Here is a 15957-nt window from a genome sequence, read left to right as displayed (position 1 = left end):
CAGACGACGCCCGGGCCGCGACCCGGGCGTCGTCGTTTTCAGCCCCGCCGCGGCATCCTCATCGCCTGCAGCGCCGCCTGCACGATGCTCGCCGCATCGACCTCGAAGAACTCGCGCAGGCGCCGGCGCGTGTCGCTGCGGCCGAAGCCGTCGGTGCCCAGCGTGACGTAGCGCGCGTCGACGTACTCGGCGATCAGCTGCGGCCAGGCGCGCACGTAGTCGGTGGCCGCGACCACCGGCGCGTCCCCGGCCAGCAGGCGCTCGACGTGCGAGACGCGCTGCGCGTCCTGCGGCTGCAGACGGTCCAGGCGCCGGCACTCGGCCGCCTCGCGCGCCAGCTCGGAGAAGCTGGTGGCGCTGAACACCTCGCAGGCGAGGCCGTGCTCGGCGGCCAGCATCCGCGCCGCCGCCTGCACCTCGCGCAGGATCGCGCCCGAGCCCACCAGCCGCACCCGCGCCGGGCCGTCGCCGTGTCTCTCCAGCCGGTACAGCCCGCGCAGCAGGTCCTCGTGCACGCCTTCGGGCAGGCTGGGCATCGCGAGGTTCTCGTTGGTCAGCGTGACGTAGTGGAACTCGTCGTGCTGCTCGACCAGCATGCGCTGCAGGCCGTGCTCGAGGATCACCGCCAGCTCGCCGGCATGCGCCGGATCCCAGGCGCGGCAGGTCGGCACCGTCGCGGCGACGACGAGGCTGGAGCCGTCCTGGTGCTGCAGGCCTTCGCCGCCCAGCGTCGTGCGGCCGGCGGTGGCGCCGAACAGGAAGCCGCGCGCCCGCTGGTCGGCGGCGGCCCAGATCAGGTCGCCGACACGCTGGAAGCCGAACATCGAGTAGTAGATGTAGACCGGCAGCATCGGCAGCCCGTGCACCGCGTAGCTCGTCGCCGCGGCGATCCACGAGCTCATCGCGCCGGCTTCGTTGATGCCCTCCTCCAGCAGCTGGCCGTCGGCCGACTCGCGGTAGTACAGCATCGAGGCCGCGTCCTCGGGCTCGTAGCGCTGGCCGCCGGGCGCGTAGATGCCGATCTGGCGGAACAGGCTCGCCATGCCGAAGGTGCGCGCCTCGTCGGCGACGATGGGCACGACACGCGGGCCGAGCACCGGGTCCTTCAGCAGGCCACCCAGCAGGCGCACGGCGGCCATCGTCGTGCTCATCTCCTTGCCGTCGGCGTCGAGCGCGAAGCTGCCCCAGGCCGCCAGCGGCGGCACCGGCAGCACCGGCGCGGCGGGGTTGCGCCGCGGCAGCGGCCCGCCGAGCGCGGCGCGGCGCTCGCGCAGGTAGCGCATCTCGGGGCTGTCGTCGGCCGGCTTGTAGAACTTCAGCGCGGCGACGTCGGCGTCGTCCAGCGGCAAGGCGAAGCGGTCGCGGAAGGCCTTCAGCGCCTCGACGTCGAGCTTCTTGGCCTGGTGCGCGGTCATGCGGCTCTCACCGGCGCCGCCCATGCCGTAGCCCTTCTTGGTCTTGGCCAGGATGACGGTCGGCCGGCCGCGGTGCGCCCGGGCGGCGGCAAAGGCGGCGTGCAGCTTGCGCAGGTCGTGGCCGCCGCGTTTCAAGGCGTCGATCTCGGCCGGGCTCATGTGCGCCACCAGGCGCTGCACCTCGGGGTTCACGCGGAAGAAGTGCTCGATGTTGTAGGCGCCGTCGTTGGCGCCCAGCGTCTGGTACTGGCCGTCGACGGTGCCGGCCAGCGCCTTCAGCAGCACGTGCCGCGTGTCGCGCGCGAACAGCGCGTCCCAGTCGCTGCCCCACAGCACCTTGATCACGTTCCAGCCGGCGCCTTTGAACAGCGACTCCAGTTCCTGGATGATCTGGCCGTTGCCGCGCACCGGGCCGTCCAGGCGCTGCAGGTTGCAGTTGACGACGAAACACAGGTTGTCGAGCTGCTCGCGCGCGGCCAGCGTCAGGCCGGCGATCGACTCGGGCTCGTCCATCTCGCCGTCGCCGAACACGCCCCAGACGCGCCGTCCCTCGGTCTGCAGCAGCCCGCGCGCCTGCAGGTAGCGCATGAAACGCGCCTGCCAGACGGCGTTCAGCGGCCCCAGGCCCATCGAGCCGGTGGGGAACTGCCAGAACTCGGGCATCAGCCAGGGATGCGGGTACGAGCACAGGCCCGGACCGGCGATCTCCTGGCGGTAGTTGGCGAGCTGCTGCTCGCTCAAGCGCCCTTCGAGGAAGGCGCGGGCGTAGATGCCCGGCGCCGAGTGCGGCTGGAAGAAGACGAGGTCGCCCGACTGGGCGGCGGCGCTGCCGCGGAAGAAGTGGTTGAAGCCGACCTCGAAGATCTCGGCGGCCGAGGCATAACTGGCGATGTGACCGCCGAGCTCGCCGTAGGCCTCGTTGGCGCGCACGACCATCGCCAGCGCGTTCCAGCGCAGCACGGCGAGCAGCCGCTCTTCCAGCCGCAGGTCGCCCGGGTAGGCGCCCTGGCGCTCCAGCGGGATCGTGTTGCGGTAGGCCGAGTACGGCGGCACGTGCGGCACGACGCCGAGCTGCTGGGCCTGGCGCTCGAGCTGCTCGAGCAGGTACAGGCCGCGCTCCGGCCCCGCGTCGGCGACGACGGCCTGCAGCGCTTCCAGCCACTCCCGCGTCTCCTGCGGGTCGGTATCGGGGGATTCAAGGGATTCGGGTGCACCCATCGCGGCTCCATGCCGGCCTCGTGGGCCGGGGGCCGCAAGTCTAGGACGGACGCGCATCCCCGGGGCGTGCACGGGCCGGCTCGGCCTCGTCGCCCAGCGCCCGGCGCAACCGGCCGGCGATCTGCGCCGCCGGACTGCGGCCGTCGCGGAAGGCTTCGAACAGCGCGGACAGCGCTGCATCGTCGTCGGGCGTGCTGGCGTCCGGGCTCGGCACGCAGGGCCGCCGCTCGCTTCGGGAAGGGGGTCGGGTCATGGCTTTTCTCCATCGGCGGCTGACGCTCCGCCGAGGCCTGCATCGTCTTCCCGCCCCGGCGCGCCGAATCGCCGAAGAGCGCCGTGAAAAACCGTGAAGATGACGCAGCGTTGCGTCCGTGTTGCGCTCAGCGGCGCGGGATCGTCGCTTCGATGCCGGTCGTGACACCGGCCGGCGCCAGGCGCAGCTCGCCGCCCCACTGGCGCACGATCTCGGCCACGATCGCCAGCCCGAGCCCGCAGTGGCCTTCGCCGCTGCGCGCCGGCGACAGGCGCACGAAGGGCTGCTGCGCCAGCTCGAACTCGGTGGCGCTCATGCCGTGGCCGTGGTCGAGCACGCGCAGCAGCGCCCCCCCCTTCGTGTTCGACGAGTTCCACGCGCACCGGCGCGCGGCCGTAGGCCAGCGCGTTGTCGACCAGGTTGCCGACCAGGCGCTGCACCGGCAGGTCCGGCATCGGCCAGTCCAGCGGCGCGATGGCGGCTTCGACCGGGTCACCGTGCTCGACGTGGCGACGCACGACGTCCTCGACGCTGCTTGACAGCGGCGCGGCACGGCCGACGGCGTCGGCACGCTCCAGCTGCACGTAGGCGAGGAACTGGTCGACGATGCGCTCCAGCGAGCCGAGGTCGGCGGCCAGCGCGTCGCCCACCGCCGGCTCGCACTGCGTCTCGGCGCGCAGGCGCAGCCGCGCCAGCGGCGTGCGCAGGTCGTGCGACAGGCCGGCAAGAAGGTTCTGGCGCGTCTGCCGCCCGGCCTCGACGACCCGCACCAGCGAGTTGAACGAGGCGGCCAGCGAATGCAGCTCCTCGCTGCCGCGTCCGTGCTCGGCGATCGGCTTGAGCGGCGCACGCTGGCGCGAGATCTCGTCGGCCAGGTGCCGGATCGGCCGGGCGACAAAACGCGCCGAGAGCAGCAGCGCGCCGAAGACCAGTGCCGACAGCACGCCCAGCCAGGCCAGCAGGGTCTCGAACAGCGCCGGCCGCGGCAGCTGGTGGTTGAACGCGATCCACCAGCGCTGCCCGTCCACCGAGACCCCGATCAGCAGCGTGAACGGGCCCGCGGGGCCGAAGCCGTCGCGCACCACCGCGTCCGGGCCCAGCCGCCGCTGCAGCTCGCGCTGCACGCGGTCCAGCCCGCGGTTCGTGGACGACGCCATCAGCGCCGGCGGCGCCCCCTCGGCGCCACCCGGCCCGTCGCCGGGCCCCGGGTCCTCGGGCGAGCCCGGGCCACGCGCGTCCTGGCCAGGCGGCGGGCCCCAGGGCGGCGTGATGCCGACCTGCACGCGGTCGTCGGACAGGCGCCGCGCCAGTGCCGGGCGGTCCGTCGGTGCCGCCGCCGCCAGCGCCGTGGCGATCGTCGCCGCGTGCGCCGCGGTCTCGTGCCCGAGCTCGTCGAGCACCGGCGAGAGCCAGAAATGCAGCACCAGCGCCTGCGTCAGGAAGGCCAGCGCACCGACGAGCGCGACGCCGGCCGTCAGGCGGCCGACCAGCGTGCCGGTGGCAGCGTTGCCCATCGCGCCGCGTCAGGCGGCCAGCGGCCGCGGCAGGTGGGGCACGAACATGTAGCCGTGGCCGCGCACCGTCTGGATGTAGCGCGGCATCGCCGGGTCGGGCTCGACGATCTTGCGCAGCCGCATCACCGCGACGTCGGCGGTGCGCGCCAGCAGCTCCTCGCCGCGCGTGTGCGACACCGAGAGCAGCCGCTCGCGCGAGATCGGCACGTGCGGATTGGCGACCAGCTCGGCGAGGATCGAGTACTCGACGGTGGACAGCACACGCAGCTCCCCGCTGGCTGCGTGCAGGCTGCGTGTCGCCGGCACGAAGGTGTGCGCGCCGATGCGCACCTCGCGGTCGCTGGGCGCCGGCACGCCGGGCAGCGAGTTCGTGCGGCGCAGCACCGCCCGGATGCGCGCCAGCAGCTCGCGCGCCGAGAACGGCTTGCCGAGATAGTCGTCGGCGCCCATCTCCAGCCCGAGCACGCGGTCGACCTCCTCGGTACGCGCGGTCAGCAGGATGACCGGCACGCGGTCGCCTTCGGAGCGCAGGCGACGGCAGGCGTCGATGCCGGACTCGCCGGGCAGCATCACGTCGAGGATGATCAGGTCGGGCCGGCGCCGATGGATGCGGCGCATCATCTCCTCGGCGCTGGACATCGGCGTCACCGACAACCCCTGCTTCTCGAGGTAGGCCGACAGCATGTCGCGCATCGCGGGGTCGTCCTCGACGACGAAGAGGTGGTGCGGGGTCGTGTCCATGGCCGGCAGCGTAGTCGCGCCGTGTTTCCGTATGTAGCGCAGCGTTGAGATGCGGTAGCGCGGCGTGCAGGGGCGGCCGACATCCGGCGTCATCAGCGGTTTCCGACGGCAACCGACAGGCAATGTCGGCGTCGCGTGCCGGCGGTGCAATCGCGGGGCGGCGCCCGAAGGCGCCAGACCCTTCGAAGGAACGACGATGATGCTATCCCTGTTCGCGCGGCGCGGCATGTACGCGCTGTTCGCGGCTTCCGCCTTGCTGCTGGCTGCCTGCGGCGGCGGCAGCAGCGACGGTTCGGCCCAGCTGCGCGTGCTCAATGCCAGTACCGACGTCGACTCGATCGACCTCGACGTCGACGGCACGACCGAGTTCTCGGCCGTCGCCTCCGACGCCGTGACCGCCTACACCAAGATCGACGCCGACAGCTACACGCTGAAGGTGCGCGCCAACGGCGCCTCGTCGACGCTCGTCACCGGCACCTACTCGCTGTCCAAGAGCAAGCACTACACCGGCATCGTCTGGGGCCGCAGCGGCGCGCTCAAGCTCGTCACGCTGCCCGAAGACTCGGACACCGACGACATCGACGACGGCTACGGCCAGCTGCGGGTCTACAACGCGACCACCGACGCCGGCTCGTTCGACGTCTACCTGACGCAGGAAGACGCCGATCTGGCCGACTCCAGCGCGCTGGCCAGCAGCGTCAGCTCGTCGACGCTGGGCAGCTACAAGGACGTCGGCATCGGCAGCTACCGCCTGCGTGTCACGACCGCCGGCGACGTCGACGACGTGCGCCTGGACGTCAGCGACATCACGATCAACGAGTACGAGTACTCCACGCTGATCATCACCGCCGGCACCGGCGGCGTGCTGGTCAACGGCCTGGTGCTGGTGCAGCAGGGCGACCTGACGACGGCCAAGAACACCCAGGCGCGCATCCGCGTCATTGCCGGCGCCGAGTCGCGCGGCACGGTCAACGCCACGCTGGACGGCAGCACGCTGGCGACGCTGGTCTCGCCCTCGGTCGGCAGCTACCAGCGCATCAGCGCCGGCGACGGCGCGCTGACGGTCAAGGTCGCGGGCACCACGGTGAGCTCGGCGACGCAGACCTTCAAGCCCGGTGCCGACTACACGCTGATCGCCTACGGCACCGCCGGCAGCGACGCCGCGGTGAAACTGATCAGCGACGACAACCGCCTGCCGACCTCGTCCACGCGCTACCGCATGCGCCTGATCAACGCCGCCTCGACGACCGACCCGATCACGCTGTCGGTGGACTACGCGGCGCTGGTCACCGACGTCTCCCCGGGCAGCGCGTCGAGCTTCGTCACCGCGACCTACAACGACGAGGCGCGCATCGACATCACGACCTCCTCGGGCGGCGACTACCTGTACACGCAGGAGGACGCCAACCTGCAGTCCTACGGCGTCTACACTGTGTTCCTGCTCGGCGGCAACAGCACGCCGACCGGTGTCCTGCGCAAGGATCGCTGACTGAACTCCCCCCCGCCCGCCCGCCTCGCCTGGCGCCTGCTGCTCCTGCTGCTGGTGTCGGGCGTCGCCTGGCTGGCGTTCACGCCGAATCCGCCGCCGCAGGCGGACACCGGCTGGGACAAGGCCAACCACGGGTTGGCCTTTTTCACGATGGGGCTGGCCGCGGCCCGGGCCTGGCCAGGACGCGGTTTCACCCGCATCGGGGCCGCGCTGCTGGCCTACGGGCTGCTGATCGAGTTCGTCCAGGCCTTCGTGCCCGGACGCAGTGCCGACGCCGCCGATGTGCTCGCCGACGCGGCCGGCATCGTGCTGGCCTGGGGGCTGGCGCGGCTCTTCGGGCGCGGCAGCCACACCTGAGCTTCTTTACAGTGGTGGCTCTGTCCATGAGCCACTGAGCCTCCACACTGTCTTCCAGCGTCGGGCATCGGGCCCGGCCGCCGACCGGGAGACCGTGATGAACCAGGCGATCTTGGACTTCGACCCGCAGGCCGAGGCCTGCGACCGCAGCGGCTTCGAACTGGGCTGGGACCACGCCCGCCACGGCCTCGTGCCGGCGCCCGGGCTGCTGCTCGACGGCACGCCGGTGGGCCAGGGCTGGCGCGCCGCCAAGGCGGTGTTCGGCCGGCGCACGCTGACCCCCACGCGCCTGGTGCGGCGCTGGCTGGCGCTGCGCACCGACGCCTGGCGGCGCGGCCTCGCGCTCGACCCGACGCGTGTCACATGGCGTCACCTCTGCGAGATCGAAATCAGCCACTGCCCGGTGACGCGGCGCGCTTTCGGCGGCGCCGATGCGCCCGTCGTCACCCGCCTGGGCCCGGATGAGGGCTACGCGCCCGGCGCGCTGGCGATGCTCTGCCCCCAGGCCGAGGCGGCGCGCGAAGGCCTGGACGCCGCAGCGCTGCTGCGCCGCGCGGCGCAGGCCCAGGCCGGCCTGGCCGACGCCCCGGGCGGTCTGGCGCCGGCCGAAGCCTGGCGCCTGGCGGTGCTGGCCAGCCTGGCGACGCCGCTGCCTTTCGTCGAGTCGGTGCGTGTGCCGCTTCGCGTGCTGCCGCCGCCGGGCCTGCGGCCGGTCAACGCCGCGCAGCGCCTGCAGGCGCTGGTGACGCTGCAGTTCGCCTCGGGCGGCTGGAGCGAGCGCATCCGCCGCCTGGCCGCGCTGCTGCCGCCCGAAGGCGGCGACGCGCTGCGCCACGACTTCCAGTTGCTCGCCGGCGCGCTGGCCGCACGCATCATCGAAGCGCGTGCCGGCGAGGACCCGCGGGCCGTGCGCCAGGCGCTCGAAGACGCCTGGGCCGACCGCCGCGTCAACCAGCGCTGGCAGGCCTTCGCCTTCGGCCTGGGCGAGACCGGCGTGCTGCGGCTGCTGGAGCGCGCGGTCGACGCCGCCACGGCGCGCCAGCCGCGGCGCGTGACGCCCGGCACGGCGCAGCCGGTGGGCACGCCGGTGGCGCCGGCACGCGCGCTGCGGGTCGTCGTGCCGCCGCGCCGGCCGGCCGCGCCCGGCGCGGCGCGTGCCTGATCAGCGGTAGCGCGTTTCCAGCCAGGCGAGCAGCGTGCGCAGCGTCTGCGCCTCGCCGCCGGCCGGGCGGCCGGGGCGCGCGGCGTCGTTCCAGGCGTAGAGGTCGACGTGCAGCCAGGGCAGCGCCTCGGGCACGAAGTCCTCGAGGAACAGCGCGGCGTTGATCGCGCCGGCCTGGGGGCCGCGGCCGGTGTTGACGATGTCGGCGATCTCGCTCTCGATGCCGCCGTGATAGTCGCGCCACAGGGGCATGTGCCACAGCGGGTCGTTCAGTTCCAGGCCCAGGTCGACGAGCTCGCGTGCGGTCGCCGTGTCGCGGCAGAACAGCGCCGGCAGCTGCGCGCCGAGCGCCACGCGCGCCGCGCCAGTCAGCGTCGCCAGGTCGATCATCAGCTCGGGCTTGGCTTCGGCGCCGTAGGCCAGCGCGTCGCAGAGGACGACGCGGCCTTCGGCGTCGGTGTTGCCGATCTCGATGTGCAGGCCGCTGCGCGTGCGGATCACGTCGCCGGGGCGGTAGGCGTTGCCGGCGACGGCGTTCTCGACCGCCGGAATCAGCAGCGTCAGATGCACCGGCAGGCCCAGCGCCATCACCATCTGCGCCAGGCCCAGCGCGTTGGCCGCGCCGCCCATGTCCTTCTTCATCTGGCGCATGCCGTCGGCCGACTTCATGTCCAGCCCGCCGGTGTCGAAGCACACGCCCTTGCCCACGAGCGTCAGCTGCGGGTGCTTCGGGTCGCCCCAGTGCAGCTCGATCAGCCGCGGTGCACGCGCCGCGGCGCGGCCGACGGCGTGGATCGCCGGGAAGCCGGCCTTCAGCAGCGCGTCGCCCACCGTCTGGCGGAACTCGGCGCCGTGCTGTTCGGCCACCAGCTTGACGGCCTCGGCCAGTTCGGCCGGGCCCATGTGCTCGGCCGGCGTGTTGACCAGGTCGCGCACCGAGGCGATGACCGTGGCCAGCAGCAGGCCGCGTTCGGCCGCCGCACTCTTGGCCAGCAGCAGCGTCGCCGGCTCGGTCTTGGCCGGCTTGTAGAGGTCGAAGCGGTAGCCGCCCAGCTCCCAGGACATCGCCGCCACCTCGGGCGCGACGGCCAGGCCCTCGGCCGACAGGCGGTAGTTGCCGGCCGGCAGCGCCCGCGGCAGCGCCGCCAGCGCCCACGGATGCGAGGCCGCGCGCACGCCGGCCCAGACCTCGGCGACGGCCCCGTCGGCCGCCGGCACCAGCGCGTGCGTGTCGGGCGCGCCGGTGAAGCCCGTGGCCTCGAGCCAGCGGCGCGTCGGCGCCGGGGCGGCGGCGAGCTGCTCGGCAATGGTGGAACGGTCGACGACGCGGATCGGCGTCGCACGGGCGGTGGGCTTCTTCAGGAGGACGGACATCGGCGGCAGGTCGCCCGCGGGCGACAAGGCAAAAGCGGTGATTGTCCCGCGTCGCGGGCGCGGCCGGCGGCCGCTTGCGGCATCATGCGCGCCCCGATGTCCGCGCACCCTGCCCCGCCCGCCGCCCCGCGCCTGCTGCTCGCACCGATGGAAGGCCTGCTCGACCACAGCCTGCGCGACGTGCTGACGCGTGTCGGCGGCGTCGAGCTGTGCGTCTCGGAGTTCATCCGCGTCACCGACCAGCTGCTGCCGGCGCGTGTGTTCACGCGCATCGCACCCGAGCTGCTGGCCGGCGGCCGCACCGCCGCCGGCACGCCGGTGCGTGCCCAGCTGCTGGGCGGCGACCCGGTCTGCCTGGCCGAAAACGCCGCGCGCCTGGCCGAACTGTCGCCGGCCGGCATCGACCTCAACTTCGGCTGCCCGGCGCCGGTGGTCAACCGCCATCGCGGCGGCGCGGTGCTGCTGGACGAACCCGAACTCGTGCACGCCATCGTCGCCGCGGTGCGGCGCGCGGTGCCGGCCGCGCTGCCGGTGACGGCCAAGATGCGCCTGGGCCACCTGGACGACTCGCGCATGCTGGACTGCGCGCACGCGATCGCCGACGGCGGCGCCGCCGAGCTCGTCGTGCACGCACGCACCAAGGCCGAGGGCTACCGGCCGCCGGCGCACTGGCACCGCATCGCCGAGATCCGCGAGGCGGTGGCGCTGCCGGTGGTCGCCAACGGCGAGGTCTGGACGCTGGACGACGCGCACCGCTGCCTGGCTGAGAGCGGCTGCGACGCGCTGATGCTGGGCCGCGGCATGGTCGCCGACCCGGGGCTGGCGCGCACGATCCGCGGCGAGCCGGCGCCCGACTGGGCGGCGCTGCAGCCCGAGCTGCGGCGCTTCTGGGCGAGCGTGGGCGCACGCGTGGAGCCGCGCCACCGCGCCGGACGGCTCAAGCAGTGGCTGGGGCTGATGCGGCGGCGTTTCCCGGAGGCCGGCGAGGCCTTCGCGCGCATCCGCGAAACCAACGACGCGCGCCGCGTCGAGGCGCTGATGTTCGGCGAGACGGCGCCGGCCGAAGCCGGCGCCTGACGCGTCAGGCCGCGGGGGCGGCCGGGGCGGCCGGCAGGCGTTCGAGGTGCCACTCGAGCAGCTTGCGCATGTGGCCCAGCGAGACGAAGTGGGCGTAGATCAGGCCCAGCAGGCCGCTCTTGAGCAGCTCGTGCGTCGTCGCCGCGTCCAGCGCCTGGACCTTGGCGTTGTCCACGGTCAGGAAGCCGTCGACGGTGAGCTTGCTGCCGTCGGGCAGGTTGGCGTCGAAACGCATCGGCCGCAGCAGGTCGAGCTCGGCCAGGCGCTGGCAGAGCACGCGCGTGCGCTGCGCCTCGCCTTCGAGCGCCTCGAGCTGGCCGCGCACGGCCTGCAGCGAGGCGCCGGGCTTGCCCTCGGCGTCGAACAGGGCCTCGCCCTCGTCGCCCAGGCCCTTCCAGTCGGCATCCAGGCAGACCGCGAAGCGCTCGTTGTCCAGCCGGCCGACACAGAACGGATAGCTCGTCAGCACGGCGGGCATGAACTGCGCGCGCCACTGGCCCTGGTCGACGAACAGGTTCTGCTTGGGCTGCAGGCCGAACACCGCGATCGGCGCGATCTGCGGCTTGCCCGCATCGTCCTTGCCGGTCGTGACGAAGAAGATCGGGTACTCGCGTGCCGCGTCGACGAACTCGATCGCGGCGATGAAGACCGAGTTCAGCTCGCCAGCGACGCTCCAGTCGCGCACCGGCAGCGCCAGCTTCAGCGCGCGGTGCTGGCCCAGGTCCACCGGCACCGGCTTGCGGTGCAGCAGCGGGATGATCATTCGTTCTCTCCTGTGTTGTCGGTGCGCGAGACGAGCACCTTGTCGACGCGTTTGCCGTCGAGGTCGACGACCTCGAAGCGCCAGCCCTGCCAGGACACGGCGTCGGCCGTCTTCGGCAGCCGGCCCAGCAGCAGCATCACCATGCCGGCCAGCGTGTTGTAGCGGCCGCGCTCCTCGTCGGGCAGCTCCTTCAGCTCGAGCCGGTCCTTCAGCTCGGGCACCGGGATCAGCCCGTCCATCAACCAGCTGCCGTCCTCGCGCTGCACGGCCCAGGCGTCCTCGTCGGTCTGGTTGCCGAACTCGCCGGTGATCGCCTCGAGCAGGTCGCGCTCGGAGATCACGCCCTGAACGGCACCGTACTCGTCGACGACGAACACCAGGTCGGCACGCGACTGGCGGAAGTGCTCGAGCAGCTCCATGCCCGACAGCGTCTCGGGCACGAAGACCGGCGGCGTGAGCAGCGTCTGCAGCTGAGGCGTCTCGCCGCGCGCCAGCGGCTGCAGCAGCGCGTGCGCGCCGAGCACGCCGATGACGTCGTCCAGGCTGCCGCGACACACCGGGTAGCGCGAGTGGCCATGCTCGGCGATCTGCGCCAGCACCTCGCCGATCGGGGCGTCGGCCTCGATCCAGGCGATCTCGGCGCGCGGGATCATCATCGAACCGATCTGGCGGTCGTCGAGGCGGAAGACGTTGCGCACCATCTGGTGCTCCTGGGCCTCGATGACGCCGGCGTCCAGGCCTTCCTCCAGGCTGGCGGCGATCTCCTCTTCGGTGACCGCGCGCTGCGTGTCCTCGCGGATGCCCAGCAGGCGCAGCACCGCCATCGTCGACGCCGACAGCAGCAGCACCAGCGGCCGCGCGGCCAGCGAGACCCAGGTCATCGGCCGCGCCACCAGGCGCGCCACCGTCTCGGGGTAGAGCTGGCCCAGGCGCTTGGGCACCAGCTCGCCGAAGATGATCGTGACGATCGTGATCAGCACGACGACGATCGCGGTGGCACCGATGCGCGAGGTGTTCTCCTGGACGCCGAGCTCGATCAGCCAGTCGCCCAGCGGCGCCGAGAACGCGGCTTCGCCGACGATGCCGTTGAGCACGCCGATGGAGGTGATGCCGATCTGCACCACCGACAGGAAACGCGTGGGGTCGTCATGCAGGGCCATCGCGGCCCGGGCGCCGGGGGCGCCGTCTTCCACCATCACCTGGAGCCGGATCTTGCGTGACGCGGTGAGCGCCATCTCCGACATGGCGAACACGCCGTTGAGCAGGATGAGGAAGACGAGGAGGGAGACGTCCATTCGAGCCGCCGCGACACGGCGGCGACGGGCTGTGGGAAGGCGGGCGAGCGTAGCAGAATCCGCGCCATGATCTACCTCGCTGGCGACGTGCAGGGTTGTGCGGACGCACTGGAACGGCTGCTCGCCGAAACCGGCTTCTCTCCGTCGCGCGACCGCCTGGTCGTGCTCGGCGACCTGGTCAACCGCGGACCGGCCAACCTGGCCGTGCTGCGCCGGCTGCGCGAGCTGGGTGACGCCGCGGTGTGCCTGCTGGGCAACCACGACCTGCACACGCTGGCGGTGGCGCACGGCGTGCGGCCGCTGCACAGGAACGACACGCTGGGCGAGATCCTCGCCGCGCCCGACGCCGCGGCCTGGGTCGAATGGCTGCGCCAGCGCCCGCTGGCGCACGTCGAGGCCGGCTGGCTGTGCGTGCATGCTGGCGTGGTGCCGCAATGGGACAGGGCGCAGACGCTGGCGCTGGCCGCCGAGGTGCAGGACTGCCTGCGCGGCCCGGACCTGCAGGCCTTCCTTCAGCGCATGTACGGCAACGAGCCTGCGCGCTGGGACGACGGGCTGCGCGGCACCGACCGGCTGCGTTTCGTCGTCAACACGCTGACGCGCATCCGCTTTTGCCGTGCCGACGGCACGCTGGACTTCAAGACCAAGGACGGCGCCGCCGAGGCGCCGCCGGGGCTGATGCCGTGGTTCGAGGTACCCGGCCGCAGGACCACCGGCGAGCCGATCGCCTTCGGCCACTGGAGCACGCTGGGATTGGTGGTCGAGCCCGATCTGATGGCGCTGGACACCGGCTGCGTCTGGGGCGGCCGCCTCAGCGCGGTGCGCGTGGACGGCGGCCGCCAGGAGCTGGTGCAGGTCGGCTGCAGCCAGGCGCAGCGGCCGGGCGCCTGAGCCCGCGCCGCAGGGGCGCGCGCCGACCTAGAATCGAGGGTTCCGGCGCAAGGCCGGACGACCCTGGAAGCGTGGCAGAGTGGTCGATTGCACCGGTCTTGAAAACCGGCGACGGGCAACCGTCCGTGAGTTCGAATCTCACCGCTTCCGCCAGGGGGGCCCATCGCGACCCAGCGGATGGAATGTGCCGTTAACCATAAAGTGGCCGTCTGCCGCGTTATGGCTTCACTACCCATAGGACACATTTTGCTTTTTTGACGAGTTGTGGTAAGCGCCGGAGTATGTCCAGCGACCCAATGTCGCCGGCGTGGACGATGTGGTTGACACCTGCCAGCGCGTCCAGCGCCTGGGGCCGCAGGAGGCCATGCGTGTCGGAATTCAGCCCAACCATCACGACCGGGCTCATCGCTTGGGTGCTCGCGGTCGCCATTGCGCATCGCGGCCAGCATCAGCCCGGAAGCGCCACCCCGGAGGTGGCGCCGTCCTCCTCCAGTGGCAACAGGTCGCCCGCCGTCAGCGCCGGCGCGCGCTCCACAGCAGGCAGCTCTTGCACATCGCGAAGCTTCCGCTCAACCGCGCGGGTACGTACGCCCACCTCGTCGAACTTCTTGGCCGCGGCGTCGATAGACTTCTTGGTCGATTCGACGATGTCGCCGAACTTCCTGAACTCTGTCTTGACGCTGCCCAGGATGCCCCAGACTTCCGACGACCGTTTCTCGATTGCCAGCGTCCGGAAGCCGAGTCGCAAACTGTTGAGCATCGCCGCCAGCGTGGTCGGCCCGGCGACGACGACTCGATGCTCGTTCTGCAGTGCCTCGACCAGACCGGGGATGCGCGCCACCTCGGCGAACAGGCCCTCGGTCGGCAAGAAAAGGATGGCGAAGTCGGTCGTGTGAGGGGGGCTGACGTACTTGCTCGCAATTTTCTTCGCCTCGGCGCGGATGGAAGACTCGAAGGCGCCCATCGCTTGCTGGATGACCGTCTTCTCCATCGTCTCGTGCGCATCGAGCAGTCGCTGGTAGTGCTCCACCGGGTACTTCGAGTCCATCGGAAGCCAGACAGGCGCGTCGTCTGACCTGCCCGGCATCTTCACCGCGTACTCGACGAGGTCGTTGCTCCCCGGAACGGTCTTCACGTTGCGCGCGAACTGCTCCGCCGTCAGCAGGCTCTCGATGATGGCGCCGAGCTGCACCTCGCCCCATGTGCCGCGGTTGCGCACGTTGGTCATGACACGTTTCAAGTCGCCGACGCTACCCGCGAGGTTCTTCATCTCGCCCAGGCCGGTGTGGACCTGCTCCAGGCGCTCGCTGACCAGCTTGAAGGAGTCTCCGAGTCGCTGCTCGAGGGTCGCGTGCAGCTTCTCGTCGACGGTGCGCCGCATCTCTTCGAGCTTCTCGGTGTTGTCCTTCTGGATGGCCGCGAGCCGCTCGTTCAGCGCACTGCGTAGTTGCTCGGAATTGGTCTGCGAGCCTTGCGCCATGGCGCCGAGTTGCTGAGCGACTGCGTCCTGCAACGTGGCGAACTGGTTGCGGACCTGGTTTCCATTGCCGTCCAGCTGCTCCTTCATCGCCGTCGACATCACGCCAAGCTGACTGAGGACATCCGCCTTCAGGGAATCGAGAGTTCCTCGGGTCGCGACCGTCAGGGCCTCGAACCGCTCCTGGATGCGCTCCTCGAAGGCGGCCGCACTCGCGGCCAGCGCCTCTCTCGATTTCACGGTCTCCTGCGAGACGGTTGCGAGATGAGTCGCCATCTCGGTCCGGAAACCAGTCAAGGCCTGCGCGGTCTCGGCGCGAGCATGCGCGGCGTCGGTCTGCGCCTGGCTAAGCAGGTCCAGCAGTGCTTTGCTCGACGCCTCGAGTCGGTCGTTAAGCGCGGCCTGAAGTGCTTCGAAGCGGGTCCCCAGCTCCGTGCCGAACGCGGCGAACCGCTGTTCGACCTGGGTTCCATTGAGGTCCATTTGCTCCTTCATCGCGGTCGACATGACGCCCAGCTGGTTCAGCACATCGGCCTTCAGCGAATCGAGCGTTCCGCGAGTGGCGTTTGTCAGGGCCTCGAAGCGCTCCTGGATGCGCTGCTCGAACGCCGCAGCGCTCGCGGCCAGTGCCTCTCTGGACATGACCGTCTCCTGAGAGACCGTTGCGAGGTGGGTCGCCATCTCCGTCCGGAAGCCGGTCAACGCTTGTGTGGTTTCGGCGCGAGCAAGCGCGGCATCGGTCTGCGCCTGGGTGAGCAGGTCAAGCAGCGCCTTGCTCGACGCATCCAGACGGTCGGTGAGCGCGGCCTGCAACGCGTCGAACCGGCCCCCGAGCGCCTGGTCGAAGGTCGCGAACCGCTGCTCTAGCTTCGATTCGAACGCACCGAACGCGTTGGTCAGTTCGACGCGGCCACTCCGGGCCTCCTCCAGC

The 15957-nt window shown here is 71.7% G+C and carries 14 protein-coding genes, 1 tRNA gene and 1 pseudogene; 6 read left to right on the top strand and 10 right to left on the bottom strand.

Annotated elements, in window-relative coordinates:
• Nucleotides 1-38: 38 nt before the first annotated feature.
• The 5 genes and pseudogenes from mdeB to EV684_RS07520 form a co-directional block, all read right to left on the bottom strand.
• A complete protein-coding gene (gene mdeB, locus EV684_RS07540; protein WP_132645795.1) occupies nucleotides 39-2633 on the bottom strand; it encodes an alpha-ketoglutarate dehydrogenase in 2595 nt (864 codons plus the stop codon).
• 40 nt (nucleotides 2634-2673) lie between these two features.
• A complete protein-coding gene (locus tag EV684_RS07535) occupies nucleotides 2674-2886 on the bottom strand; it encodes a hypothetical protein (RefSeq protein ID WP_132645793.1) in 213 nt (70 codons plus the stop codon).
• Between the two features lie 127 nt (nucleotides 2887-3013).
• Nucleotides 3014-3202, bottom strand: a complete 189-nt coding sequence (locus EV684_RS24660) for an ATP-binding protein (RefSeq protein WP_132645791.1) — start codon at nucleotides 3200-3202, stop codon at nucleotides 3014-3016.
• 268 nt (nucleotides 3203-3470) lie between these two features.
• Nucleotides 3471-4043: pseudogene (locus tag EV684_RS24655) on the bottom strand (histidine kinase dimerization/phospho-acceptor domain-containing protein); the annotation flags it as partial.
• Nucleotides 4044-4409: 366 nt separating this feature from the next.
• Nucleotides 4410-5141 carry a response regulator gene (locus tag EV684_RS07520; RefSeq protein ID WP_132645787.1) on the bottom strand — a complete coding sequence of 244 codons (732 nt, stop codon included), beginning with the start codon at nucleotides 5139-5141 and terminating at the stop codon, nucleotides 4410-4412.
• 196 nt (nucleotides 5142-5337) lie between these two features.
• Between EV684_RS07520 and EV684_RS07515 the strand changes: the two genes are divergently transcribed.
• From EV684_RS07515 to EV684_RS07505, 3 genes are all read left to right on the top strand, one after another.
• Nucleotides 5338-6630, top strand: coding sequence for a DUF4397 domain-containing protein (locus EV684_RS07515; RefSeq protein WP_132645785.1), 1293 nt, complete (start codon nucleotides 5338-5340; stop codon nucleotides 6628-6630).
• A 54-nt stretch (nucleotides 6631-6684) separates the two neighbouring features.
• Nucleotides 6685-6987: a VanZ family protein gene (locus EV684_RS07510; protein ID WP_243651100.1), complete on the top strand. Its 303-nt coding sequence runs from the start codon at nucleotides 6685-6687 to the stop codon at nucleotides 6985-6987.
• 97 nt (nucleotides 6988-7084) lie between these two features.
• Nucleotides 7085-8149, top strand: a complete 1065-nt coding sequence (locus tag EV684_RS07505; RefSeq protein ID WP_132645781.1) for a hypothetical protein — start codon at nucleotides 7085-7087, stop codon at nucleotides 8147-8149.
• Here EV684_RS07505 and EV684_RS07500 read toward each other — a convergent pair whose 3' ends face one another.
• Complete coding sequence (locus EV684_RS07500) at nucleotides 8150-9523, bottom strand: leucyl aminopeptidase family protein (protein ID WP_132645779.1); 1374 nt, start codon at nucleotides 9521-9523, stop codon at nucleotides 8150-8152. It abuts the gene before it with no gap.
• A 96-nt stretch (nucleotides 9524-9619) separates the two neighbouring features.
• On the opposite strand from EV684_RS07500, the gene EV684_RS07495 reads away from it, so the two are divergent.
• Nucleotides 9620-10600 (top strand): tRNA dihydrouridine synthase, encoded by a 981-nt coding sequence (locus EV684_RS07495; RefSeq protein WP_132645777.1) that lies wholly within the window; start codon nucleotides 9620-9622, stop codon nucleotides 10598-10600.
• 4 nt (nucleotides 10601-10604) lie between these two features.
• Here the strand turns inward: EV684_RS07495 and EV684_RS07490 are convergent, their stop codons facing one another.
• Together EV684_RS07490 and EV684_RS07485 are read right to left on the bottom strand one after the other, a co-directional pair.
• The gene (locus tag EV684_RS07490) at nucleotides 10605-11363 is read right to left on the bottom strand and encodes a SapC family protein (RefSeq protein WP_132645765.1); all 759 of its coding nucleotides are present in this window, start codon (nucleotides 11361-11363) and stop codon (nucleotides 10605-10607) included.
• The gene (locus EV684_RS07485) at nucleotides 11360-12658 is read right to left on the bottom strand and encodes a hemolysin family protein (protein WP_132645763.1); all 1299 of its coding nucleotides are present in this window, start codon (nucleotides 12656-12658) and stop codon (nucleotides 11360-11362) included. The genes EV684_RS07490 and EV684_RS07485 overlap by 4 nt, the downstream gene beginning before the upstream one ends.
• 66 nt (nucleotides 12659-12724) lie before the next feature.
• On the opposite strand from EV684_RS07485, the gene EV684_RS07480 reads away from it, so the two are divergent.
• A complete protein-coding gene (locus EV684_RS07480; protein ID WP_132645761.1) occupies nucleotides 12725-13549 on the top strand; it encodes a symmetrical bis(5'-nucleosyl)-tetraphosphatase in 825 nt (274 codons plus the stop codon).
• A 65-nt stretch (nucleotides 13550-13614) separates the two neighbouring features.
• A tRNA-Ser gene (locus EV684_RS07475) sits at nucleotides 13615-13702 on the top strand.
• Between the two features lie 64 nt (nucleotides 13703-13766).
• Here the strand turns inward: EV684_RS07475 and EV684_RS24650 are convergent.
• Nucleotides 13767-13940: a metallophosphoesterase family protein gene (locus tag EV684_RS24650; RefSeq protein WP_338100672.1), complete on the bottom strand. Its 174-nt coding sequence runs from the start codon at nucleotides 13938-13940 to the stop codon at nucleotides 13767-13769.
• 57 nt (nucleotides 13941-13997) lie between these two features.
• Complete coding sequence (locus EV684_RS07465; protein ID WP_455431287.1) at nucleotides 13998-15533, bottom strand: DNA recombination protein RmuC; 1536 nt, start codon at nucleotides 15531-15533, stop codon at nucleotides 13998-14000.
• Nucleotides 15534-15957: the final 424 nt, after the last annotated feature.

The organism is Rubrivivax gelatinosus (assembly GCF_004340905.1).
In the GTDB taxonomy this organism is placed as follows: domain Bacteria; phylum Pseudomonadota; class Gammaproteobacteria; order Burkholderiales; family Burkholderiaceae_C; genus Rubrivivax; species Rubrivivax gelatinosus.
The sequence above is the reverse complement of the archived record's forward strand: the minus strand, read 5'-3'. Positions and strand labels throughout refer to the sequence as shown.